At 69.9% G+C, this 21,875-nt stretch carries 19 protein-coding genes and 2 pseudogenes; 8 read left to right on the forward strand and 13 right to left on the reverse strand.

The genetic code is table 11. The features are described 5' to 3' along the window. The 6 genes from ACFVH0_RS24885 to ACFVH0_RS24910 form a co-directional block, all read right to left on the reverse strand. A partial coding sequence (locus ACFVH0_RS24885) for an FAD-dependent oxidoreductase (RefSeq protein WP_385823476.1) occupies window positions 1-850 on the reverse strand: 850 nt, incomplete at its 3' end. Window positions 851-862: 12 nt separating this feature from the next. Further along, window positions 863-3,154: a hypothetical protein gene (locus ACFVH0_RS24890; RefSeq protein ID WP_385823478.1), complete on the reverse strand. Its 2,292-nt coding sequence runs from the start codon at window positions 3,152-3,154 to the stop codon at window positions 863-865. Window positions 3,155-3,257: 103 nt separating this feature from the next. Beyond that, window positions 3,258-4,136: a carbohydrate ABC transporter permease gene (locus ACFVH0_RS24895; RefSeq protein ID WP_385823480.1), complete on the reverse strand. Its 879-nt coding sequence runs from the start codon at window positions 4,134-4,136 to the stop codon at window positions 3,258-3,260. Further along, complete coding sequence (locus ACFVH0_RS24900) at window positions 4,133-5,080, reverse strand: carbohydrate ABC transporter permease (protein ID WP_385823482.1); 948 nt, start codon at window positions 5,078-5,080, stop codon at window positions 4,133-4,135. The genes ACFVH0_RS24895 and ACFVH0_RS24900 overlap by 4 nt, the downstream gene beginning before the upstream one ends. 7 nt (window positions 5,081-5,087) lie before the next feature. Next, entirely contained in the window at window positions 5,088-6,428 is a 1,341-nt protein-coding gene (locus ACFVH0_RS24905) for an ABC transporter substrate-binding protein (protein WP_385823484.1), read from the reverse strand. A 109-nt stretch (window positions 6,429-6,537) separates the two neighbouring features. Further along, the gene (locus ACFVH0_RS24910) at window positions 6,538-7,539 is read right to left on the reverse strand and encodes a LacI family DNA-binding transcriptional regulator (protein WP_385823486.1); all 1,002 of its coding nucleotides are present in this window, start codon (window positions 7,537-7,539) and stop codon (window positions 6,538-6,540) included. A 233-nt stretch (window positions 7,540-7,772) separates the two neighbouring features. Between ACFVH0_RS24910 and ACFVH0_RS24915 the strand changes: the two genes are divergently transcribed. From ACFVH0_RS24915 to ACFVH0_RS24935, 5 genes are all read left to right on the forward strand, one after another. Further along, complete coding sequence (locus ACFVH0_RS24915) at window positions 7,773-8,915, forward strand: mandelate racemase/muconate lactonizing enzyme family protein (RefSeq protein WP_385823488.1); 1,143 nt, start codon at window positions 7,773-7,775, stop codon at window positions 8,913-8,915. A 219-nt stretch (window positions 8,916-9,134) separates the two neighbouring features. After that, on the forward strand, window positions 9,135-11,156 hold the full coding sequence (locus tag ACFVH0_RS24920) for a DUF6351 family protein (RefSeq protein WP_385823490.1): 2,022 nt from the start codon (window positions 9,135-9,137) through the stop codon (window positions 11,154-11,156). Window positions 11,157-11,337: 181 nt separating this feature from the next. Beyond that, window positions 11,338-11,763, forward strand: coding sequence for an aspartate 1-decarboxylase (gene panD / locus ACFVH0_RS24925; RefSeq protein WP_385823492.1), 426 nt, complete (start codon window positions 11,338-11,340; stop codon window positions 11,761-11,763). Between the two features lie 30 nt (window positions 11,764-11,793). Continuing rightward, on the forward strand, window positions 11,794-12,156 hold the full coding sequence (locus ACFVH0_RS24930; RefSeq protein WP_385823494.1) for a GNAT family N-acetyltransferase: 363 nt from the start codon (window positions 11,794-11,796) through the stop codon (window positions 12,154-12,156). Window positions 12,157-12,188: 32 nt separating this feature from the next. After that, window positions 12,189-12,815, forward strand: coding sequence for an aspartate/glutamate racemase family protein (locus ACFVH0_RS24935; RefSeq protein WP_385823496.1), 627 nt, complete (start codon window positions 12,189-12,191; stop codon window positions 12,813-12,815). A gap of 429 nt (window positions 12,816-13,244) precedes the next feature. Here ACFVH0_RS24935 and ACFVH0_RS24940 read toward each other — a convergent pair whose 3' ends face one another. Then, the gene (locus tag ACFVH0_RS24940; protein ID WP_385823499.1) at window positions 13,245-14,621 is read right to left on the reverse strand and encodes a helix-turn-helix domain-containing protein; all 1,377 of its coding nucleotides are present in this window, start codon (window positions 14,619-14,621) and stop codon (window positions 13,245-13,247) included. 204 nt (window positions 14,622-14,825) lie between these two features. Here ACFVH0_RS24940 and ACFVH0_RS24945 point away from each other — a divergent pair, with 204 nt between their 5' ends. Further along, window positions 14,826-16,253, forward strand: coding sequence for a M64 family metallopeptidase (locus ACFVH0_RS24945; RefSeq protein ID WP_385823501.1), 1,428 nt, complete (start codon window positions 14,826-14,828; stop codon window positions 16,251-16,253). On the opposite strand, the gene ACFVH0_RS24950 is transcribed toward ACFVH0_RS24945, so the two are convergent. From ACFVH0_RS24950 to ACFVH0_RS24960, 3 genes and pseudogenes are all read right to left on the reverse strand, one after another. After that, complete coding sequence (locus ACFVH0_RS24950) at window positions 16,243-17,040, reverse strand: family 1 encapsulin nanocompartment shell protein (RefSeq protein WP_385823503.1); 798 nt, start codon at window positions 17,038-17,040, stop codon at window positions 16,243-16,245. The two genes, ACFVH0_RS24945 and ACFVH0_RS24950, sit on opposite strands and share 11 nt — an antisense overlap. Continuing rightward, complete coding sequence (locus ACFVH0_RS24955) at window positions 17,040-18,119, reverse strand: Dyp-type peroxidase (protein WP_385823505.1); 1,080 nt, start codon at window positions 18,117-18,119, stop codon at window positions 17,040-17,042. Before ACFVH0_RS24955 ends, ACFVH0_RS24950 begins: the two co-directional genes overlap by 1 nt. Before the next feature lie 166 nt (window positions 18,120-18,285). Beyond that, window positions 18,286-18,577: pseudogene (locus ACFVH0_RS24960) on the reverse strand (hypothetical protein). Window positions 18,578-18,715: 138 nt separating this feature from the next. Between ACFVH0_RS24960 and ACFVH0_RS24965 the strand changes: the two are divergent. Then, a complete protein-coding gene (locus tag ACFVH0_RS24965; protein WP_385823507.1) occupies window positions 18,716-19,072 on the forward strand; it encodes a hypothetical protein in 357 nt (118 codons plus the stop codon). Window positions 19,073-19,102: 30 nt separating this feature from the next. Next, the gene (locus tag ACFVH0_RS24970) at window positions 19,103-19,549 is read left to right on the forward strand and encodes a cupin domain-containing protein (RefSeq protein WP_385823508.1); all 447 of its coding nucleotides are present in this window, start codon (window positions 19,103-19,105) and stop codon (window positions 19,547-19,549) included. Window positions 19,550-19,618: 69 nt separating this feature from the next. Here ACFVH0_RS24970 and ACFVH0_RS24975 read toward each other — a convergent pair whose 3' ends face one another. The 3 genes and pseudogenes from ACFVH0_RS24975 to ACFVH0_RS24985 all read right to left on the reverse strand — a co-directional run. Further along, window positions 19,619-19,900 carry a hypothetical protein gene (locus tag ACFVH0_RS24975; RefSeq protein ID WP_385823510.1) on the reverse strand — a complete coding sequence of 94 codons (282 nt, stop codon included), beginning with the start codon at window positions 19,898-19,900 and terminating at the stop codon, window positions 19,619-19,621. A 135-nt stretch (window positions 19,901-20,035) separates the two neighbouring features. Next, entirely contained in the window at window positions 20,036-21,106 is a 1,071-nt protein-coding gene (tsaD, locus tag ACFVH0_RS24980; RefSeq protein WP_385823512.1) for a tRNA (adenosine(37)-N6)-threonylcarbamoyltransferase complex transferase subunit TsaD, read from the reverse strand. Between the two features lie 343 nt (window positions 21,107-21,449). After that, window positions 21,450-21,622, reverse strand: a pseudogene (locus tag ACFVH0_RS24985) (short-chain fatty acyl-CoA regulator family protein); the annotation flags it as partial. Window positions 21,623-21,875 lie beyond the last annotated feature (253 nt).

Here is a 21,875-nt window from a genome sequence, read left to right on the forward strand (position 1 = left end):
CCCATTCCAGCGTCATGTTGGCGGCGTCGAACTCGCCGGAGTTCTTGATGTGGTCCCAGATGCCGTGGATGACCGCCCACAGCTCGTCACGGATGCGTTCATTGTCGTGGACGGTGTCCAGCTCACCGCCGAACTCGATCCACCAGTACGCGCAGCCGTTGTCACCGGACTTGATGATGCGCCGCTGCGGGATGGAGGTCCGGGTGATGTCCTTGGCGAAGTTCGGCGGCACGAACTTGACCGGGTGGCCGGCGTCCTTCGTGTAGAAGAGGAGAGTCGATCCCAGGGTGATGTTGTCGGCCGTCTCCGGGGCCCATGCCTCGTCGTACTCGGCACGGGACTCCCGGCCGATGCGGTGGTGGGCGCCCGCCAGGTGGCCGATCAGGCCGTCTCCCGTGCAGTCGAGGAAGAGGGGGCTCTCGAAACGTATCCGCCGTTCCGAGCCCATCATCCAGCCGGTGACCGAGGTGATTCGCCTGGCCTCGTCCGGCCCTTCGGCGTCGACCTCGCGCACATCGGTGTTGAGATAGAGCGTGATGCCGGGCTCGGCGCGCACGGCGTCCAGGACCACGGAGTCCCAGTAGTAGGGGTTCCCGTCCGGGTTGCGGAACTGGTTCTCCACGAGCAGCTCGCCCATGATGCCGCCCTCACGGGCATGGTGATTCTTGCCGTGGCCGGTGGCGCCGACGACCCAGACCCGGACCTCGCTGCTGGCGTTGCCACCGAGCACCGGCCTGTTGTTGATCAGCGCGACGCTCCGGCCGAGCCGGGCCGCGGCGATCGCCGCGCAGACCCCGGCCAGGCCGCCGCCGACGACGGTGATGTCGTGCCGTGCGGTTTCATTCCTCATGTCGTACGTCACTTACTTCCAGTCGGGATTGGCGGCGAGGCCGTAGTAGATGCGCGGGGCACCGTCGAGGGTGAGCGTGACCTTGCCGTTGGAGGCTTTCAGACGGCGCTCCTGGCCGATGCAGTTCAGCTCCCGCACCGTGCCGTCGACCGTCCCCGAGTGGGCCACGACCGGGGTCCTGGTCGTCCAGGTGTCGATCCAGGGCTCGGGCGACGCGTACCAGGGATCCTCGCCGTGCTCGGAGTTGAGGATGTACCCGTCCTTGCGGCTCCAGATGATCGACACCGGTCCGTCGGGAGTGGTGAAGAGAAGCCCCTTGATGTCCTGGTCCGCGAAGGCGAGATGCCGGACGAACTCGGCCTCGTCCAGGACCCGGGCGGCGGTCGCGAAGGCGAGGAGCGAGGGCTTGGCGCTGGTGTCGCGGTTCATCAGGCCGTAGTGGTACTCGGGGTTGGCCGGGTCGGCCTCCTGCGGGTGGTAGAGCACCGAGTCGTGCAGCTGGTACCAGTTGACGGCGCGTACCTTCTCGGACTTGGCGAGCGCGAGTGTGAGCAGTGTGTTCTCGGCGGCGTGCCGGTAGGTGTCGCTCCACCACGCGTTGGGCCGGGTCGGTGCGTACGCCTCGGTGAGCCACAGCTCCTTGTCGCCGCCGTACTCCTGAAGAACCTGGTTCGCCTTGCGCAGCGCGCCGAGGAAATTCCAGTACGTGCCGGACGGTCCTTGCGTCCACTCCTCCGGCGGCGGCGCGAAGTCGGGCGTGAAATTGCCGCGGCCGGGGTGGAAGGCGAAGGCGTCGATGAGGTCCCAGCCGCCCGCGTCATGGAAGTTCTCGGTCCATACGTAGTCCATGCCGCCGAGGCCGGCGTTCATGACCTTCATCCGCGAGCCCGCCGCGTCGAGGCGCGTGGTGACCTGGCGCAGACCGTCCCGGACGTAGGCGTCGGCGCCGCGGCCCGACATCCAGGGCTGGTTGACCTCGTTGCTCACCTCGAAGTACGCGGCCTCGGCGTCCAGGGCCTTGGCGACGTTGGTGTCGGCCCAGGCCGCGATCTGCTCCGGACTGCCGCCCACGGGGATGCCGCTCAGCTCCACGTTGTGCCCGATGCCGTTCGCGTCCAGGGTCGCGGTGTCGATGCCCGGGGCGCCGGCGTAGGCGATCCGGATCCACTTGATGCCGAGCGTCCTGACCAGCCCGAGTACGGCGTCCTTGCCGGGCTTGAGCAGCCAGGGGTAGTTGGCGAGGCCGAACATCGACTCCTTCCCCGCCTTGTACGCGAAGTCCGGGAGCACGCTCAGATTCGTGCGGGCCAGCGCCCTGTCATTGCCGCTGACCACCTCCACCCCGGTGAACACGATGCTCTGCGAGGGCGAGGTCAGGGGGAAAGAGGCGTTCCAGGCGGCACCCGCCGCGAGACTCCTGTGGAGCGTTCCACCGGCGATCCTCCTGCCGTCGAAGTCCCGCGCCCACCAGGTGAGCGTCACCGTCCTGGCCGCGGCGGAACCGTTGACGACCTGCGCCTTCAGCGTCATCGTCTGACCGGCCGCCTTGTAGAGGTTGAACGGCTGGTCGGTCCACACCTCCACGCCGAGCGGCCGCTCGGCGGCGAGGGCTCCCGCCCCGCGCGGCCGCAGATCGCCGAGGACCAGATCGGCCTCGGTGACCGCGGTGCCCGCGCCGGTCGAGGTCCCGGGGGAATGGACCCATGTGGCGTTCGTGTTCGCGGGGTTGGTGGACGAGAGGCAGAAGAAGCCCTTCGATCCCGCCCACGTCTCCACGTACGCGCCGCCCGCGTTCACCTCGTACGGAATGCCGCCCCGGGCGTCCTTCTCCCAGACGGTCAGTGCTTCGTACGACTCCGCCGCGCTCGCTCCGTACACCGTGCGGGAAAACATGAAGCCGGCCGGTGTGAGCGTGCTGGATCCGCCGACCTCCCACTTCATGTGTGCCTTGTGAGGGGTGACGTCGAAGGTGCCGCGCACCGTGACTCCGGGCGCGCCGCTCGCCATCGTGTACGTGACCTGAATCGCGGGCCGCCCGTCCGGGAGCGTGATCCGGGCGGGCGTGCCGCCGAAGGTGCGCTGCTGGCCGAGCGCGGTGTCCTTGATCATGAAGTGGCTGAGCAGGATGCGGTCGGTGCCCGCGCCGTCCTGCACGAGGACGCTGCCGTCACCACGCCCGACCAGGGTGATGCCGTCGGCCTCGATGGTGACCGGGTCCGCGGCGTACGCGGGAACGGTCGGCAGCAGTGCGGCGCCGGTGGCGACGGCCGTGCCCTGGATGAATCTGCGCCGGGCGACTGACATGGAGGTGCCCTTCTCTTGGTCGGGGTGTTCCGGATGCTCCGGAGGTTTCGAAGCGGAAGGCGTGGTGGGGGAGTCGGGGCTCGTCCGTCGATTCCGGCGGAACTCAGCCCTTGACGCCGGTGAAGCCGAGCCCGGCGACGATGTACTTCTGGCAGACGACGAAGACGAGCACCGGCGGGGCGACGGCGAGGACCATCGTGGCGATCAGCTGGTCCTGCGGAGCCTGCGTGGCGAGTTGGGCCAGAGCGACGCTGATCGGCTGCCTCTCGGGGTCGGTGATGGCCACCAGCGGCCAGATGAAGTCCTTCCAGGAGTGCATCACCGCGAGCAGACTGATCACGGCGAGCACCGGCTTGCTCATGGGCAGCACGATCTTGGTGAGCAGCTGCCGGGTACTCGCCCCGTCGACCCGCGCCGCGTCGAACAGCTCCTTGGGCAGGGCGTCGAAGAACTGCTTGGCGAGCAGCACCGTGAAGGCGTTCGTGCCCGCCGGCAGCCAGATCGCCCAGTAGGTGTCGCCCAGGTTGAGGTGGAGGAACGGCACATCGATCACGGTCATGAAGAGGCTGACCATGTTCACCGTGTACGGCACGAACATCGTGGCGAGGATCGCCCCGTAGACGACCTTGCCGAACCTCGGCTTGAGCACCGAGAGGGCGAAGCCCGCCGTGGCCGAGACGAAGAGCTGGACGAACCACGATCCGCCGACCACCAGGAAGGTGTTCATCAGATAGCGGCCGACACTCAGATCGGTGTAAGCCGTCGAGAAGTTGCCCAGGGCCGGCCGGTCCGGCCAGAGGGCCAGCGGCTGAGTCGTGAGTTCGGTGGGCGGTGAGACCGCGCCCTTGACCATCCAGTACAGCGGTCCGATGCCGATGAGCAGCAGCAGGATCAGGGTGAACACCTGGATGGAGCGCACTGCCGCGCGTACGCCGGGGCGTTGGCGGTCGTTGGTGGAGACGAAGGTGGTGAGCGTGGTCATGAAGTGCTCCAGCTGCGGGTGGCCCGCAGATAGACCGCGGAGAGCAGGGCGAGGGCGAGCACCATCAGGAAGGAGAGCGCGGCGGCCTGGCCGTACTCGCCGTCCTGGAAGGCGTACCGGAAGATCAACAGCAGGACCGTGAGGGTGGAGTTCTCGGGTCCGCCGCCGGTGAAGACATACGGCTCGGTGAAGACCTGCACCGTGTTGATCAGCTGGACGAGCAGCAGCAGCCCGATCACCGAACGGAGTTGGGGCAGCATCACATGCCAGATCCGCCGCCAGATCCCGGCACCGTCCATCTCGGCGGCCTCATAGAGTTCGCCGGGGATGCCGACCATCGCCGCGAGGTAGATCAGGACGGCGCCGCCCATGCCCGCCCAGGTGGACTCCAGGACCAGCGAGAGCATGGCGCTGTCGGAGGACTCCAGCCACGAGTACGGGCCGAGCCCGACCTTGCCGAGGGCGTTGTTGAAGAGCCCGCTCCCGGGATCGTAGAACCACTTCCAGAGCAGGATCGCCACGACCGGCGGGATGACCACCGGCAGATACACCAGGAAGCGGTAGACGCCCGCGCCGCGCCGCACCGTCGACATGATCGCGGCCAGGATCAGCGGCGCCGGGAAACCGATCAGCAGGCCGAGGACCACGAAGAACAGGGTGTTGCCGACGGCGGTCGCGAGCAGCGGATCGTCGAACAGGGCACGGAAGTTGTCCAGGCCGATCCAGACCGCGGGCTCGACGAGGTTGGTCTTCTGGAAGCTGAGCAGCAGGCTGCGCACGATCGGCCACCAGGCGAAGAGCCCGAAGATCAGCAGCGTGGGGACGAGGAACAGCCAGGCCGTGAACTGTTTGCGGGCGCCGGTGCCACGCCGCCGCGGCAGGGTGCGCGGCACGGGCTCCTTGGACACGGCGGCCGGACGCCGGGACGGAGTGAGCAGGGCCATGGGCCGGCTACTTCTGGTCCGCGGCGAGCTTGGCATTGACGTCCTTCTCGGCCGAGGCCAGCAGGGCGTCGATGTCCGCGTCGCGCTTGGTGAGCACCGCCTGGACCACCGGGTCGAGCGCGCTGTACAGCTTCTGCGCCTGGTACGGCGGCTCCGGCTTCAGCTTCAGCGTGGAGAGCCCGTCGGTGTACGGCTTGAAGTTCTGAAGCTTCACATTGACGTACGGCTTGATCGCGGCGTCGATCTCGGTCTGCCGTTTCCTGTCGAAGACCGGCAGCGTCGGCACGCCCACCGCGGACTTCGGGTCGGTGGAGAGCGCCTTGGCCTGCTCGGCGGCGAGGTCGGTGCTGTACTGCGGCTTGGCGTAGGCGAAGGTCAGCCACTCGACGGCGGCTGCCGCATGCTTCTTGTCCACGGACTTCGGGACCATGTAGATGTCGCCGCCGGTGAGCGTCGCGTCGCCGCCGGACTGCGGCATCGGGGCCGCTCCGAAGGCGTCGGTGTTCTCCATGCCGAACTGCATCTTCGCCAGCCGGTACGTTCCCGGGCTGCCCATGAACATGCCGACCTGCCCGGCCGCGAACTGCTTGATCACGTCGTTCTGGTTGTTGAGGAGGGTCTTGCCGAGCGAATCGTCCTTCCAGCGCATGTCCTTGAGCAGTTGCAACGCCTTCTTCGTCGGCTCCCCGGTGAGCGTGGCGGTGTACTTGCCGCCCTGCTCCTTCTCCAGCTCGCCACCGAAGGCGTACGACAGCATCGTCAGCTGCCAGCCGCCCTGGTTGTCCTTGGACTCGTGGACGAAGCCCGCCTTCCCGGTCCTGTCGCTGATGCGCTTGGCGGCGGTGCGGACTTCCGCCCAGGTGGCCGGCGGCCGGTCGGGGTCGAGGCCGGCCTTCTCGAAGAGCTCGCGGTTGTAGACCAGGCCCTGGGCGTACGGATTCTGCGGTACGCCGTAGACGTCGTCGGCGCTGTCGGTCAGTGGCTGGAGCACCTGGGGGTTGAACTCCTTGAAGTGCTTCCACTCCTTGAGCTGCCCGGTGATCGGCTGCACCTGCTTCTGCTGGATGAGCCGCTGCGGCTCGGTCAGCGGCACCTTGATGACGTCCTCGACATTGCCGCCGGACAGCTTCGCGGAGAACGTCAGCGGGTCGAAGACCGTGGTCGAACCCTTGACCTTGATGCCCGGGTTGGCCTTCTCGAAGTCGGCCACCTGCTTCTTGAACAGGGCGACCCCGGGCTTGTCGGTGGCCGGCGGCATGCCCTGCACCCGCAGCACGAGATCGCCGTCCCCGCCGGCGCTGCTCGGGGTGAGGGAGGAACAGCCCACGAGGGTCGTGGTCAGCGCCATGCAGCCAAGTATGGCTGCACGGCGGGAGTTTCTGGGCATATCGGCTCCAAGAAGGGCAGGAGTGGGCTCGGTGCTGTGCTTTGTTCGTTGTGATGGCGTGCGTCGTGGGTCAGTGGGAGGGGGCGGGGCCCGTCGAGGCGCGGGGGATCAGACGGGAGCCGATCTCCACGAAGGGGGCAGCGACGTCGAGTCCCCGCCCGGTACCGCCTGTTGTGTTCGCGATCGTCTCGATCAGGAGGTCCCCCGCACGCGTGGCGATCTCTTCGGGGTCGATCCTGATCGTGGTGAGGCTGGGGGTGGAGACGGAGGCGAGCAGTGTGTCGTCGATACCGATGACGCTGACGTCGCGCGGCACGCGCACACCGAGGTTGGCCATCTGGTGCAGCACACCCAGGGCGACCAGATCGTTGTGGGCGATCACGGCCGTCGCCTCATGGGCGGCGACGAGAGTGGCGGCGTGCACGCCCGTCTCGAACCGTGGCTCGTACGGTCCGAGTTCGGACAATGAGAGGTCGAGCGCTTCGAAGGACTCCTGGATGGACTTGCCGCGGCTCAGCTCGGCGCGGGAGGCGTTGATGAAGACGCAGCGCCGGTGGCCGTACGCCTTCAACTGCTCGGCGGCCTGCGCGATGCCGGCGGTGAGCGAGATCCGGACCTCGGGGATGCCCGGCACATGGCGGTTCACCACCACCAGCGGCATCCGGCCCGCGAGTTCGTGGAGCCGGTCCTCGGTGAGGGTGGAGGCCCAGAGGATCAGGCCGTCGACCCGCTTCGACACGGCCGCGATGGCCGCCAGCTCGTCCGCCTCGCGCTCGTCGCTGTCGGCGACCAGGACCGTGTAGCCCAGGTGCCGGGCGCGGGCCTGCATCGCCTTGATGATCGGCGGGAAGAACGGGTTGGCGATGTCCGGGACGATCAGGCCGAGTGTTCCGGTGCCGCCGCCGCGCAGCGAACGGGCCGCCGGGTTGGGCGAGTAGCCGAGTCCGGCCGCGGCGTCGAGGATGCGCTGCCGGGTCTTCGGCTGCACCTGGTCGGGTGCGGTGAACGCACGGGACACCGTCGACACCGAGACGCCGGCGGCGCTCGCCACCTCCCGGATCGTGACTGCCACGGGGCCTCCTCATCGTCCTGAGCCGGGGGATCCCGGTCCTCTCGCAGCTGGATCCTGCGAATGCGGTTGATGTTTGCGAACGTTCCCATGGCGTGTCAAGACGTGTGTCAGGACTATTTCAGCGAGGAAAACCTTCTGTATGCATGGGTCTTGCACTGTGCCTCAACTGCTGTCGATGATGTGTTCCCAAGAACTGCACTGAAATTGCGGGAACGTTTTCATAGAGGAGCGGCATGAAGATCACCGGCCTGGAAGTCCTGACTCTCCCCGACCACGGCGACAGCATGATGCTGGTCGTGGTCGACACCGACGAGGGCATCCACGGCCTGGGTGAGGTCGGCATCAGGTCACGCCAACGAGCGGTCGCGGGCGGTCTTGAGCACCTCGCGGAGCTGATAGTCGGCGAGGACCCGCGACGGATCGAGCACCTCTGGCAGGTGATGTTCCGGCGCGGGTTCTTCCCCGCCGACCGCATACTCGGGGCGGCCGTCGCAGCGGTGGACGTGGCCCTCTGGGACATCCGGGGCAAGGCGCTCGGCGTACCGGTGCATGAACTCCTCGGCGGCCGGGTGCGTGATCACGTACCCGCCTATGTGCATGTCGGCGACGGCTACCACGACCGCGCGTGGTTCCTGGACCGCTGCCGCGGCCTGGTCGCCGAGGGCTGGCGCCATCTGCGGTTCGCCTCGCCGCACGACGCCGACGGCACGCTCGACGCCCGTCGCTGCCTGCGCGACTCGGTCGACCTCTTCCATGAGGTCCGGGACGCGGTCGGCGACGAGGTGGAGCTGATCCTCGACGTCCATACGCGCCTGGATCCGCCGGAGGCGCTGACCCTGTGCCGGGAGATCGAGGCGGCCCGCCCGTACTTCGTCGAGGACCCACTGCGCTGTGAGAACCCGGACAGCTACCGCATGCTGCGGGCCCGAACCGGCGTGCCGCTGGCCGCAGGTGAGCAGTACGGATCCAAATGGGAGTTCAGGACACTCATCGAGGACGACCTCATCGATTACGCGCGTGTGGACATCGGGGTGGCCGCGGGCCTGACCGAGGCGAAGAAGATCGCGGCGATGGCGGAGACCCATCACATCAAGCTCGCCACCCACAACCCACTCGGCCCGGTCACCGCCGCCTCCTCGCTCCAACTCAACCTGGCCTGCCCCAATGTGGCGATCCAGGAGCACCAGACCGACCCCGACCCGGCCATCGCCGCCCTCTTCACCGCACGGCCGACGATCCTGCCGGGACGGGTGGAACTGAGCGAACTGCCGGGCATCGGCGTCGACATCGACCGGGAGGCGGCGCGCCGGCACCAGGCCACAGCGGCCGAGCGCCCGCACCTGCGCACGGCGGACGGGGCGTTCACCAACTGGTAGGCGGCCAGGGCCGGTCGGCCGCGCGGGTCCGCAGCCCGCGTCCGCACTCCGAGCACGATCTCCGACTTCAGAAACGAGGCGAATTCCGTGGTGTCATTCACACGATCCGCGAGACCGGTCCGACTGGTCCTCGCCGGCATGGCGTTCATGGGCGTCCTGGTAGGTGCGTCGGCGACGCCGGCCGGCAGCCAGGAACTTGAGAAGCTGCAGGTGACAGCCGTGTCGTCGCGACCCGGCACGGTGTCGGGGGACGACGCCCTGATACGGGTCGAGGTGCCCGCCTCCATAGCGGCCGACAAGGTCCGGGTCGAGGTGGACGGCCGGGACGTCACGTCGAGCTTCCGTCCCTTTGGCGACCATGCGCTGATGGGCGTGGTGAAGGAGCTGTCCAAGGGCGACAACACGCTCACGGCCCGCGCTCAGGGCGCCGGTGCCGGACAACTGACCCTGAAGAACCACCCCATCACGGGGCCGGTGTTCGCCGGGCCGCACGAGCAGCCGTTCGTCTGCGACACCGCCGCGTTCAAGACGGTCACCGGCGGCACGCTCGGGCAGCCCATCGACAAGGACTGCTCGGCCGAGACCCGCGTCGACTACATGTACCGCACCACGGCCGGGAAGTTCGTTCCGCTGCCCGACGAGAGCGTCCGCCCCGCCGACCTGGCGACGGCCACGACGAGCACGGGCAACAAGGTGCCGTACATCGTCCGCGTCGAGACCGGCACCATCAACCGCGGCATCTACGAGACGGCCGTGCTGCACGATCCGCAGTCCGCCGCCCCCGACCCGCTGCAACGTGGACCGGGCTGGAACGGGCGCCTCGTCTACGGCTTCGGCGGGGGGTGCAACGGCGGCTGGTACGTCCAGGGCCGGAACACCGTCGGCATCATGAACGACACCTATCTGAGCAAGGGCTACGGCGTCGCCTCGTCCACGCTGAACGTCTTCGGCAACAACTGCAACGACCTGCTGGCGGCCGAGACCATGAGCATGGTCAAGGAACGCTTCGTGGAGACGTACGGCGAACCGGCCTTCACCATCGGAAACGGCTGCTCCGGCGGCTCGTACCAGACCCATCAGATCGCCGACAACTACCCGGGTCTGCTGGACGGCATCCTCTCCGGCTGCAGCTTCCCCGACGTCGGCTTCGGGACGATACAGACGCTCAGCGACGCCCAGCTTCTGAACCACTACTTCAAGGACGTCGCACCGGGCGCGTTCACCGAGGAGCAGCAGAGGGCGGTCTCCGGGTTCGGCAAGTGGGAGAGCATCGGCAGCCTGGCCCGGGCCGCAGGCCGTATCGACCCCACGGTGTTCTGCCCGGCCCAGCTGCCCGAGGACCAGCGCTACGACCCCGGCACCAACCCGGACGGTGCCCGCTGTGACGTCTACAGCCACGCCGTGAACGTCTACGGCGAGGTACCGGAGACCGGGAAGGCACGCAGGCCGCTCGACAACACCGGTATCCAGTACGGACTTGAGGCCCTGAACAACGGGACCATCGACATGGACCAGTTCATCGACCTGAACCGGCGCATCGGCGGCCTCGACGACGACGCCAAGCCCGCCGCGGGGCGCACCGTCGCCGATCTCAAGGCGGTACGGCTCGCCTACCGCACGGGTCGCATGCTGAACGGCGGCGGTGGCCTCGCCGACATCCCGATCATCGACTACCGCGACTACACCGACGACGCGGCCGCCGGCGACATGCACATGCGCTTCCACTCCTTCTCCACCCGGGCGCGCCTGGACAAGGCCAACGGCACCCACGCCAACCAGATCATGCTCACCCGATCCAACGGGCACGGATTCACTCTTGCCGGGATGCTGTCCGACATGGACCGGTGGCTCACCGGCATCAAGGCGGACGCCGGCGACGAAGCCCCCATCGAGAAGATCGTCCGCAACAAGCCACAGGGCCTCACGGACGCCTGCTGGACCCGTGGCATCGGCGCGAAGAAGATCGAGGAGCCCCAGGTCGAGGGCATCGACAACACCGCGTGCAACACCCTCTATCCGGTGTGGACCTCGCCGCGGATGGTCGCCGGAGCCGATGTGGCCAACGACATCGTCAAGTGCCGCAAGCGTCCCGTGGACAGCTCGGACTACCGAGTGCCGGTGACCGAGGGCCGGCTCAAGGATCTGCAGGCGATCTTCCGGGACGGTGTCTGCGACTGGTCCAGGCCCGGGGCGGGCCAGCAGGGCCTCGCCGGTACCTGGCTCTCCTTCGACCAGGAGTGACCTTCGGGGGCGGGCGATACTGAGGTGACCCCGGAGCGTGGACTCAGGGAGCCACGCTCCGGGGTCACCTCACCGCGTACTTCGTCCGTACGAACTACGAGTCCCAGGCGTGCCCTTGTACACTGGCAAACGCCCTTGACCTGCAAAAAGCCGGCAGGGAGCTGTCTTCCAGGAGTACAGAATGCTTCGCACTTTGTTCAAGTCCAAGATTCACCGAGCCACGGTGACCCAGGCCGACCTGCACTACGTCGGCTCCGTCACCATCGACGCCGAGTTGATGGAAGCAGCGGATCTGCTGCCCGGCGAGCTGGTGCACATCGTCGACATCGACAACGGCGCCCGTCTGGAGACGTACGTCATCGAGGGCGGGCGCGGCTCCGGTGTCATCGGCATCAATGGCGCCGCCGCCCACCTCGTCCACCCCGGTGACCTGGTCATCCTGATCAGTTACGCCCAGGTCGACGACGCCGAGGCGCGCGGCCTGAGGCCGCGCGTCGTGCACGTCGACGCCGGTAACCGGATCATCGAAGTCGGTGCCGACGCTTCGGAACCCGTACCCGGCACCGACACCGAACGGAGCCCGCACGCCGTTCCCGCGGCGCGCTGACCCGGAACGACCACCAGAGGGAGCATCGGCATGGCAGATCAGAGCGAGCGCATCGAACTCGACATCCGCGACGACCGGGCGAGCGGGAACCTGCTCGCGTACGAGAACGGCAAGGCCGCGGGAGTCATCGCGTACTTCGTGATGGACGGTGACCCCGCCGCGCTCGTCGCCGTGCACACGGTCGTCGAGCCGGACCACGAGGGCAAGGGCATCGCGGGGGCCCTCGTCCAGGAGTTCTACGCCATGGCGGCCCGGGAGGGGGTGCCAGTGGTGCCGCTCTGCCCCTACGCCGCGAAGTGGGCGCTGCGCCACCCCGACCAGGCCCCCGAGGCCCCGGCCGAACTGGTGGAAAAGGCGAAGACGCAGCTCAAGTCCCATCCCGAGCTGTACTGACCACGTCGGCCGGGGACTGTACCGTTCGGCGGATGACACTCGCGCTGCTGCACACCTCCCCGGTCCACATCCCGGTCTTCGACGCGCTCCGGGATGCCGGCCATCCTGGACTCGCGCTGCGCCATCTGGTGCATGAGGACCTGCTCGCCGAAGCAAGGGAATCGGGCCCCGAGGCGGTGGCGGGTGATGTCCGGGACCTGCTCGCGGGCGCCGTCGCGGACGGCGCCCGCGCGGTGCTCTGCACCTGTTCGACGATCGGCGCCGTCGCCGAGGCGGAGTCGGAGACGCTCGGTGTTCCGGTGCTGCGCGTCGACCGCCCGATGGCCGCCGCCGCCGCGGCGCAGGACCGCGTGGTGGTGCTGGCCTCGATCACCGGCACTCTGGCGCCGACCCTCGCGCTGCTCGCCGAAGAGGCGGGGGACCGGGCCGTGGACGTGCGCACCGTCGTGGTGGACGGTGCCTGGGCACGCTTCGAGGCCGGTGACCGGGACGGTTATCTGGACCTTGTCGCGGCCGCCGCCGATGCGGTCACGGACTGTGATGTGATCGTGCTGGCGCAGGCGTCCATGGCCGACGCGGTCACCCGTACGGGCACCCGCATTCCGGTGCTCTCCAGCCCCGGGCCGGGTCTCGACGCGGCGGCCGCCGCGGCACGCTGACCGCCGTGCGCCCTTCGGTACCGGCCGCCGGCCCGGCCGGTCATCCGGAACCTGTGCGCCTGAACTCGCCAGGCGCGGGCAGCCGCTCCGGGAGACGGTGGAAGCAGATCCACCCGAACCGTTCGGAGGCCTCCGATGACGAATCCGTACCCCGACCCGGTGCCGCCGGCGCCCACCCCCGGACCGATGCCCGGGCCGCCGTCGCCGCTGCCGGAGCCGTCGCCTCCGCCACCCGGCCCCGTCCCGCCCGGCCCCGCGCCGGACCCGATCCCGCAGCCGCCCGAACCGCACCCCGCACCGGTGCCGGAGCCGTCACCGCAGCGGCGCGGCGGGTGACGGCCGGCGGGCAGCCTTGCTCGGCCGGGCTCAGACCGTGGGTGGGCAGTTGTTCCGGCCCGGGCCGTGGGCCGGTAGTCGTTTCGGCCGGGCTCAGGCCGTGGGCGGGCGGATCGGTGCCGGGCCCAGTGTGGTGCTGCCGGGGGAGGCCCGGTGGCCCAGCCCGGTCCGGTAGGCGTCCATCGCCGCCTCGGTCCGGCCCACGCGCCGCAGCAGATCGCCCAGCAGCCGGCAGATGTCCGCGAGGTCCCCGGCCGCACCCGCCCGCTCCAGCAGGGCCAGCGCGGTGACGTAGTGCTCCTCGGCCGAATCGAGCTCGCCCGCTTCCTCGTGGATCAGGCCCAGCAGCCGGTGCGCGCCGCCCGCGTGGACCGATCCCCGGTCCGGGTGCAGTTCGCCGAGGAGCCGGTGCAGCAGTTCCCGGGCCTCGGTGGTCTTTCCGCGCCGGCGCAGTACATCCGCCAGTTCCACCTCGACCTGGGACGTGTACAGGGCGGCCCGCTTCGAGGCCAGCATGTCGCGGGCGGCGCGCAGCTCGGCCTCGGCGCCGGACAGATCGCCGTCCTGCGCGTGTACATAGCCCCGCATCCAGCGGCAGTGCGCGAGCTCGGTGCGGATCTGGAGCTGCTGGTAGATCTCGGCCGCCCTGGCGAGTGACGCGTCCGCCTCAGCGGTGCGGCCCGCCGCTATGAGCGTACGGGCGACGCTCCGGTGCAGTCCGGCGACCAGCTCCGGATCGGACACCTGTGGTGCGAGGGCCAGCGCCAGCTCGCCCGCCTGGGCGGCGCGGGCATGGGCGCCCATGTCCATGTACGGGGCGATCGCGGCCGTGTAGAGAAGCAACAGCGCGCCCGGGTCCTGGAGCCCCGAGGTGTTGAGCTCGTCGATCGCACTCTCCAGCAGATAGCAGGCGTACCGCAGTTCGCCCGCCAGGAGGTGGGCGACGGCTCTGCCCCGGACGGCCGGGGCGCGCCGGGGGAGCGGGGCGTCGGCCAGCAGCTTCTCCGCGGCCTCGAAGTGCTCGCGGGCCGCGGGCAGATCGCCCGTCTCCAGTGCGCAGTGGCCCAGCCCGAGCACCGCCGCGGCGCGTTCGTCCTGGAGCCCGTGCCGGACGGCCTCGGCGAGCAGGCCGGCGTAGGCGACGGCGGCGTCCTCGGCCTCGCCGGTGGCCAGTGTCCGCTGGGCCTCGACCAGCCTCAGCCGCAGTCCGGTCGCGAGATGGGCGGGGCGTCCCGTCGCCAGTTCCTCGTAGCTGACGCCGAGCCGGTCCGCCAGGTGGCGCACGGCCGCCTCCGACGGGCGTACCCGGCCCGCCTCCAGTGTGGAGATGTAGGCGGGCGTGTAGGCGGGCTCCGCGAGCTGTCGCTGCGTCAGACCGCGTTCGGTACGCAGACGTTGGACCCGGCGGCCGACGGCTCCGGGGTCGCCCTCGCCCCGCGCGCCCCCACTCGCTGTGCGCTTCCCGTCCATCGCGCCGCCCCTTCCGCCTCGCCCCGCTCCGAAATGCGGTCCATGCATCGTAAATGCCCGGTTACGAGCCTCAACCGCCGGGCGTTCGGGCCTTGTTCGAAAGCCCGAACGCCTCTAGGTTAAGCATCGCATTAAGTTGAGTTAACTCATGGGTTACGTGATGGTCGTGGCCTGCAAGTCCCCCCGGACCCGGAGGAGTTGTCCATGCGAATACGACCCCGCACGCGTCACGCGGCAGGAGCTCTGGCGGGGCTCGCCCTCGCCGGTCTCCTGGCGGCGACCGCCGCCACCGCACCGGCCTCGGCCGCCCCCACGGGTACCGGCGGTGACCGGCGCGTCTCCGCCGAGTACTTCCCCGACCCCGGTGGCTCGGGCCGGACCGTCGAGGTCCCCGCCAGCACCCCCGTACGGAAAGGGAAGTCCGCCGCACCACTGAGCGCGGCCGGGGCCGCCGTCGACGGCACGGTGGGCGAACAGGCGGTGACCGGTCCGTCCGACGACCGGCTGGACATTGTGATCATCGGCGACGGCTACACGGCGGACCAACAGGGCGACTTCCACGCCGACGCCACCGCCAAGTGGGCCGACATCACCGCCCTGGAGCCCTACAAGAGCTACCAGGGCCTCTTCAACGTTTGGACCGTCGACGCGGTCTCCAACGAGTCCGGCATCAGCGGCGACCCCGGCGCGGACACCGTCAAGGACACCGCGCTCGGAAGCTACTTCTGGTGCTCCGACATCGAGCGGCTGATCTGTACCGACATCGACAAGGTGGCCGGGTACGCCGCGAAGGCGCCGGACGCCGACCTCGTGGTCGTGATCGCCAACTCCACCAAGTACGGAGGCGCGGGCTACTCCGGCCTCCTGGCCGAGGGCCGCCCCTTCAACGGGGTCTCCACCCTCTCCTCCGACCACGCCTCGTCCAGCCTGATCGCCGCCCACGAGATAGGGCACTCGGTCGGCCTGCTGGACGACGAGTACACCTACCCCGAGTACGGGACGTGGACCGGCGGCGAGCCGGGTGGGATCAACTCCACCACCTACACCGCCGCGCAGCTCACCGAGAAGCAGGCCAAGTGGTACCGCTGGCTGGGACAGAGCGATCCGGCGGGCGGCACCGTCGGTACGTTCGAGGGCAGTGCCTACTACCCGCTCGGGCTCAACCGCCCCACCGGGTCGTCGATCATGCGGGAGCTGAGCAACACCGAGTTCAACCTGCCGGGACGCGAGGCGATGATCGCCGGCTTCTACCGCGCGGGCAACGCGCTGAGCAGCACCGTCGACACCGCGATCGCCGTCGGGCCGGGCCGGCGCATCGCCGTGAGCCTGGCGGACCTCGGCACCCCCACCGCCGGGACCACCGACGGGCGCCGCACATCCGGGCCCGGTCTCGCCAGGACCGGGCTGCGCTGGTATGTGGACGGCGTCGAGAAGGTGTCAGCCCGCGGCCGGACCACGGTCACCCCTGCGGCGCTCGGCGTTCGTGCGGACGGCCGCGGCCACCGGGTGACCGCCGAGGCCGTCGACCGTACGGACGCCATCCGCGACCCCGCCGTCCGTGCCCTGGCCACCGACACCCTGACCTGGAACGTCAGGGCGACCGGACACCGGGGGCAGTACGTCAGGCGATGATCGGGACCACGGCCTCGGGCGTCAGCATCCGGAAGGTGAACGCCTGGTGGAAGTAGAGCCGAATGCTGGTGGCGTCGTGGTCCTGATAGCCGATCGACAGGTCCTGGCCCAGGCGCAGTTCGAAGTCGCCGCCACGGGTCGACAGCAGCACCCCGCCCGTGACGGCGGGCGCCCACAGGATCTGGTCGTCCAGCAGCCGGGTCAGGTGGGTGGCGACCGGGTACCCGTGGTCGGAGGTCTCGGTGGCCTCGGTGTAGGCGTCGGCGCCCAGCAGCAGCCGGTACGGGCCGTCGACACCGGACAGCCGCAGCCGGGTCAGCGCCTGGCTGACGGTTGCCGGGTAGTCCCGGGCATCGGCGGGCAGCGTCAGCGGCGAGTGGGAGGAGCCGTCCCGGAGGCCGCTGATCCCGGCCGAGGCGTACCCGTCGATGATCGCCATGTCCTCGGCGAACGCACAGGTCCGGGCGGCGTCCTTGACGGGCTGCCAGTCGCTGTCGTCCGAGCCGCGCTCGACGTCGTCCACGGCCGACCGGGTCACCGTGAACGGGACGCGCCACTCGATGACCGGCACCGAGGTACGGGCCCGGGCGATCACGTCCGGGGTGGGCGGATCGATGTCGCGGAGGTGACCGTCGCCGATGGCCGCCAGTTCGGGGCCGTCCGGACCGGTGACATCGACGACCCGGCGGCCCGCCACATGGCGGCTGAAGGTGCGCCGGGCCTCTTCTTCGATCTGGTCCCAGGCGGCTTCCGTGACAGGGGCGAGTTCGCGGTGCAGATTGTTCATCACTGGGCGCTTTCTTGCAGGCTGCCGATGTGCAGCGAACCGTCGGCCGGAGCGGCCGCGGCCGGGGTCTTCGCCGTCACCGGCGCGGACGCGGGCTCCGGTACGGTGTCGGCCCCGGCCGACGAGGGCGGGGGCGGCGGGGCGTCGAGGAAGTCGGCGCCGGGGGCGTAGAAGAGCGTGCCGGTGACCGCGGTCGAGAAGTCGAGAATGCGGTCGTGGGTGGCCGGCGGGCTGCCGAGGAACATGTTGCGGAGCATCTGTTCGGTGATCCCCGGATCGGCGGCGTAACCGATGAAGTACGTGCCGAACTCGCCCTGTCCGAAGCTGCCGAACGGCATGTTGGCCCGCAGGATGTCGTGCTCCGTGCCGTCCGGGTCGGTGATCGTGTTGAGGGCGATGTGCGAATCGGCGGGCTTGACGTCTTCCGCGAACTCGATGTCGTCGAACTTGGTACGCCCGATGACCCGCTCCTGCTCCTCGGTGCTCAGCGCGTTCCAGGACGTGAGGTCGTGCAGGTACTTCTGCACGATGACGTAACTGCCGCCCGCGAACGCGGGATCCTCGGCGCCGACCAGGGCCGCCGAGACGGCGTCCGCCCCTACCGGGTTCTCCGTGCCGTCGACGAAACCGAGCAGGTCCCGGTGGTCGAAGTAGCGGAACCCCTGCGTCTCGTCGACGACGGTCACCGCCCCGCCGAGCCGGTCGAGCAACTGGGTCGCCCACTCGAAGCACACATCCATCCGCTCGGCCCGGATGTGGAACAGCAGGTCCCCCGGGGTGGCCGGCGCATGGTGCTTGGCGCCGTGCAGTTCCTGGAACGGGTGGAGCTGCTCCGGCCTCGGCCCGTCGAACAGCCGGTCCCAGGCCCCCGAGCCGATGCCGGTCACACAGGCCAGCCCGGCGTCGGGGAACCGGAAGCCGATGGAGCGTGCGAAGGCCGCGAGATCGGGCAGCACCTCGCGCACGGCGGGTTCACCACCGGGCTCGATCGTGGCGACCAGGATGAGCGCGGCGCTGGTCAGCGGCGCGACGACGGGCTGGGCCGCGGTGGGATCCGGTTCCGCGGTGGCGTCGGGCATACGTGGGCTCCAGGGGGCGGCAACGTCGGGGAAGGGCTCCGGACTCGGGGTGCTGACGGGGCGCGGGTCCGCTGCTACTTACGCACGGGCGCGACACCGTCGCAACCCGGGTCACCCGGCCGAGCGAGCCCGACGGCGGGCCGGGGGCCACCCCGTCGTCGCCGCTTCAGCCCGCGACGACCTCCGACCGGTCACCGCCGGAGCACGTGGAAGCAGCCCTCGCGGTCGGTGCGACGGTAGATGTGCGCGCCGAAGAAGTCGCGCTGCCCCCGGGTGAGCGCCGCGGGCAGCCTGTCGGCTGTCATCGACGCCTTCTTCGACCTCGCTGACACCATCATCACCGTGCGCAGCCTGATTCTTCGGGCATGGGCGACGCGCCGATGGGACGAACGCCCGAACCGCCGCACATGAGCACACGCCTGTCTGCGCGCCCTCTTGCCTGCTTCGCAGTCGCCCATATGCACCCATCGCCGTCAGCGTCGCCGTCTGCACGCTGCTCCACCAGGACACCCAGGTGCGCGCGGTCCGCGTGCGCTGCGCACTGCACAGCCGCAATCTGGACGTATGGCCCATCGGCGCGCGACGAAAGGTGCCCCATGAATATCGCAGTCATCGGTGGTACCTGCCCGATCGGGTCGCAGGTCGTGAAGAAGCTGAACGCGTCCGGGAACGAGGCCGTGCCGCACTCGCTGTCCACAGGTGTCGACGTGATCACGGGCCAGGGCCTGGCGGAGGCGGTGGCCGGCGCCGACGCGGTCGTCAACCTGACGAATTCCCCGACCTTCGACGACGCGTCCCCGGCCTTCTTCCGGACCTCGAACGCCCACCCCGACGGCCGCACGGTCGTCACCGACGACACCGCCGGCATGTTCGCCGCCGTCCACGGAGATGCCCTCACCGCCAGGGGCGACGCCGGCAACGCCCCCAACCGCTACAGCGATTGGCTCTACTGAGTCACCCAGCCCATCACCGGAGGCCGCACCATGTCGAACAATGAGCCGGCAGCAGACGGCGCTGAGAGTCAACCGCGCTCAGAAGCGTGGAAGACGGCGCTGACTGTGCTGCAGTCGGCGAAACCGCCGTCCATTCCGGATGGGGCGGAGGCGATGACCGTCCTCATCGAGTTCCCTCCCGGCGACCCCGGTACCCCTCCGCACCGGCACTCGGGGCCCGCCTTCGGCTACATGCTGGAGGGGGAGATGCTTTTTGAGCTGGAAGGCGAGCCCGAGCGTGTGATCAAGGCAGGGGAGACGTTCTGGGAGCCGGGCGGCGATGTCATCCACTACCAGGACGGGAACAACCGGACGGAATCCTGGAGCCGCTTCCTCGTCACGATGATGTGTGCGCCGGGTCAGCCCATGCTCACCCTGGTCGACGACGAAGAGCTGGCACAGCGTCAACACCTGCGAGCCCCCCGTCCGGGCTCCTGACCCGCTGCTGCGTCATATCCGAGGTGCCGGGTCCGGGAGGGCCGATCCGGCGCGCACGGACGTCAGCAGTCACCACCGGCCATCGGGTGCGCCGGCGGTCACGGCGTCGAGGAGTGCGGCGCCTGTGCCCTGGTTTCGGGCGGTGCTGGTGACGGCGAGTTCGTCGACCTCCCGGCCACCACAGAGCCACGCGGCGGTGCGCTCGGCGCCCAGGGCGGCGGCCACCTGTGGACAGCAGCGCCCGGCGGGGAACACCGACGGCGTGGTCCAGCCGGTGGAGAAGCCCACGACCGCGTCCCCCGATGCGGCGAGGGCGGCTGCGAACCCGGGCCGCCCCGTGTCGCAGGCCATCCTCCGCATGAATCCGTCAGTGCCACCGTCGTCCTGCGACCAGGGCGGGGAGCCGAACGCGTCCGCGCACCCCCCGTACTTCCTCCGCCCTGCTCGACAGCTCCGCGCCCGGAATCCGGCTGACGGTCACGGTGTTCACGCCGCCCTCACGGCAGCGGGCGCAACAGGGTGCAGTGCCGCATACTCCAGGGGGGCGGACGGGTCGATGGACACGTTCAGCGGGGCGGGCTCGGCTCCCGCCCGGACCAGCAGGTCACCGACGGCCGCGATCATCGCCCCGTTGTCGGTGCACAGCTTCAGCGGCGGCACTCGCAGCGCGATCCCGGCGGCACGGCAGCGCTCTTCCGCCAGAGCCCGCACCCGGGAATTGGCGGCCACCCCGCCTACGACGACCAGAGTTCCCACGCCGTGCTCGCGGCAGGCGGCCACCGCCTTGCGCGTCAGCACATCGGCCACGGCCTCCTGGAGCGATGCCGCCCCGTCCGCGAGCGGAAGTTCCTCGCCGCGCAGCCGGTGCTGCTCGGCCCAGCGGGCGGCGGAGGTCTTGAGCCCGGAGAAGGAGAAGTCGTAGCGTGCGTCGCGTGCTCCGGTCAGCGGCCGGGGGAACGCCACGGCGCGCGGATCGCCCTCCCGTGCGGTGCGGTCGATGGCCGGCCCGCCCGGATACGGCAGCCCGAACACTCGGGCCACCTTGTCGAAGCACTCGCCCGCCGCGTCGTCGATGGTGTCGCCCAGGTGCACGATCGGGTCTCGGGCGAGATCCCGTACGAGCAGCAGAGAGGTGTGTCCGCCGGAGACGATCAGGACCATGCAGGGATCGGGCAGCGGCCCGTGCTCCAGGGTGTCGGCGGCGACATGACCCGCCAGGTGATGCACCCCGTGGAGTGGCACCCCCAGCGAGAAGGCCAGGGTCTTCGCTCCGGCCAGTCCCACCTGGAGCGCGCCCGAGAGGCCGGGCCCGGTGGTCACGGCCACCGCGCCGATGTCCGCCATTCCCAGCCCGGCTCGGTCCAGGGCCTCCCGGATGACAGGCGTGAAGGAATGAAGGTGCGCCCGCGCGGCGATCTCCGGAACCACTCCGCCGAAGCGTGCGTGCTCGTCCATGCTCGACGCCACCGCATGCCCGAGCAGACGCCCGTCGCGTACGAGACCCGCGCCGGTCTCGTCGCACGAGGACTCGATACCGAGCACCACTGGAGACTCCACGTCCCACCCTCCTGCCCATCTCTATTAATTGCAATCGCTGTGCAATAAGGGTAGGTGAAAGACCGCCTGACCGGTGTCCGGCAGCATTCGGGCCCGTGCCTGACCGGGCGTGGAGTGTCCGGCTCCCGCTCGCTCAGGGACCAGGAGCAGCCGTTGTCGCGGCGGCGCGGCTTCATCGCCCGGTGGGCGGGAACCGGCCCCGGGGGAGCTGCCGGTCCCCCGTGCCGGAGGCCGGTGCCCCTCGGAAAGGCGCTGCCGGGAGTCGCCCGGCACCGGCTTGTCGCGCTGGAGACGGCGCCTGCACCACGCCCTGCCGTGTGGCTGTCCTGTCACCGTCCCACCGTCATGGACCATGGATCCCGACCGGATACGGGACGTACGTGCGCCGGTCGAGGCCGACGGCCGGCCGTCCCCCGATGGACGGGCTCGCTGTGCGCAGTCACGGCGTTCGCGGATCCGGCAGCCCAGACCGACGGGCGTCGCGGCGCGTGGGTCGTTCGGGGCGATGCCCCCGGCGTGGGCCCAAGCCCTGTCGCGGCGGGAGGCGGGACCGCGGTGCGGGGTGCGTCCCGTCCCGATGACGGCGCGCACCTGGTGCGCGCGTCGGCGTACCTCGGTGACCAGGGCCGGGCGGGCCCGCAGGGGACCGGAGTCCGACAGGTTCTCCCGCGACTCGGACTTGGCGTCGCCATCGAGTGTCCCGGCCACGGAATCCAGGAACCCGCGGGCCTTCTTCGTGTCTTGGCCATGACGTGCCGACCGGTGGGGC

This window comes from Streptomyces sp. NPDC127117 (genome assembly GCF_042677325.1).
Classification (GTDB): Bacteria; Actinomycetota; Actinomycetes; order Streptomycetales; family Streptomycetaceae; genus Streptomyces.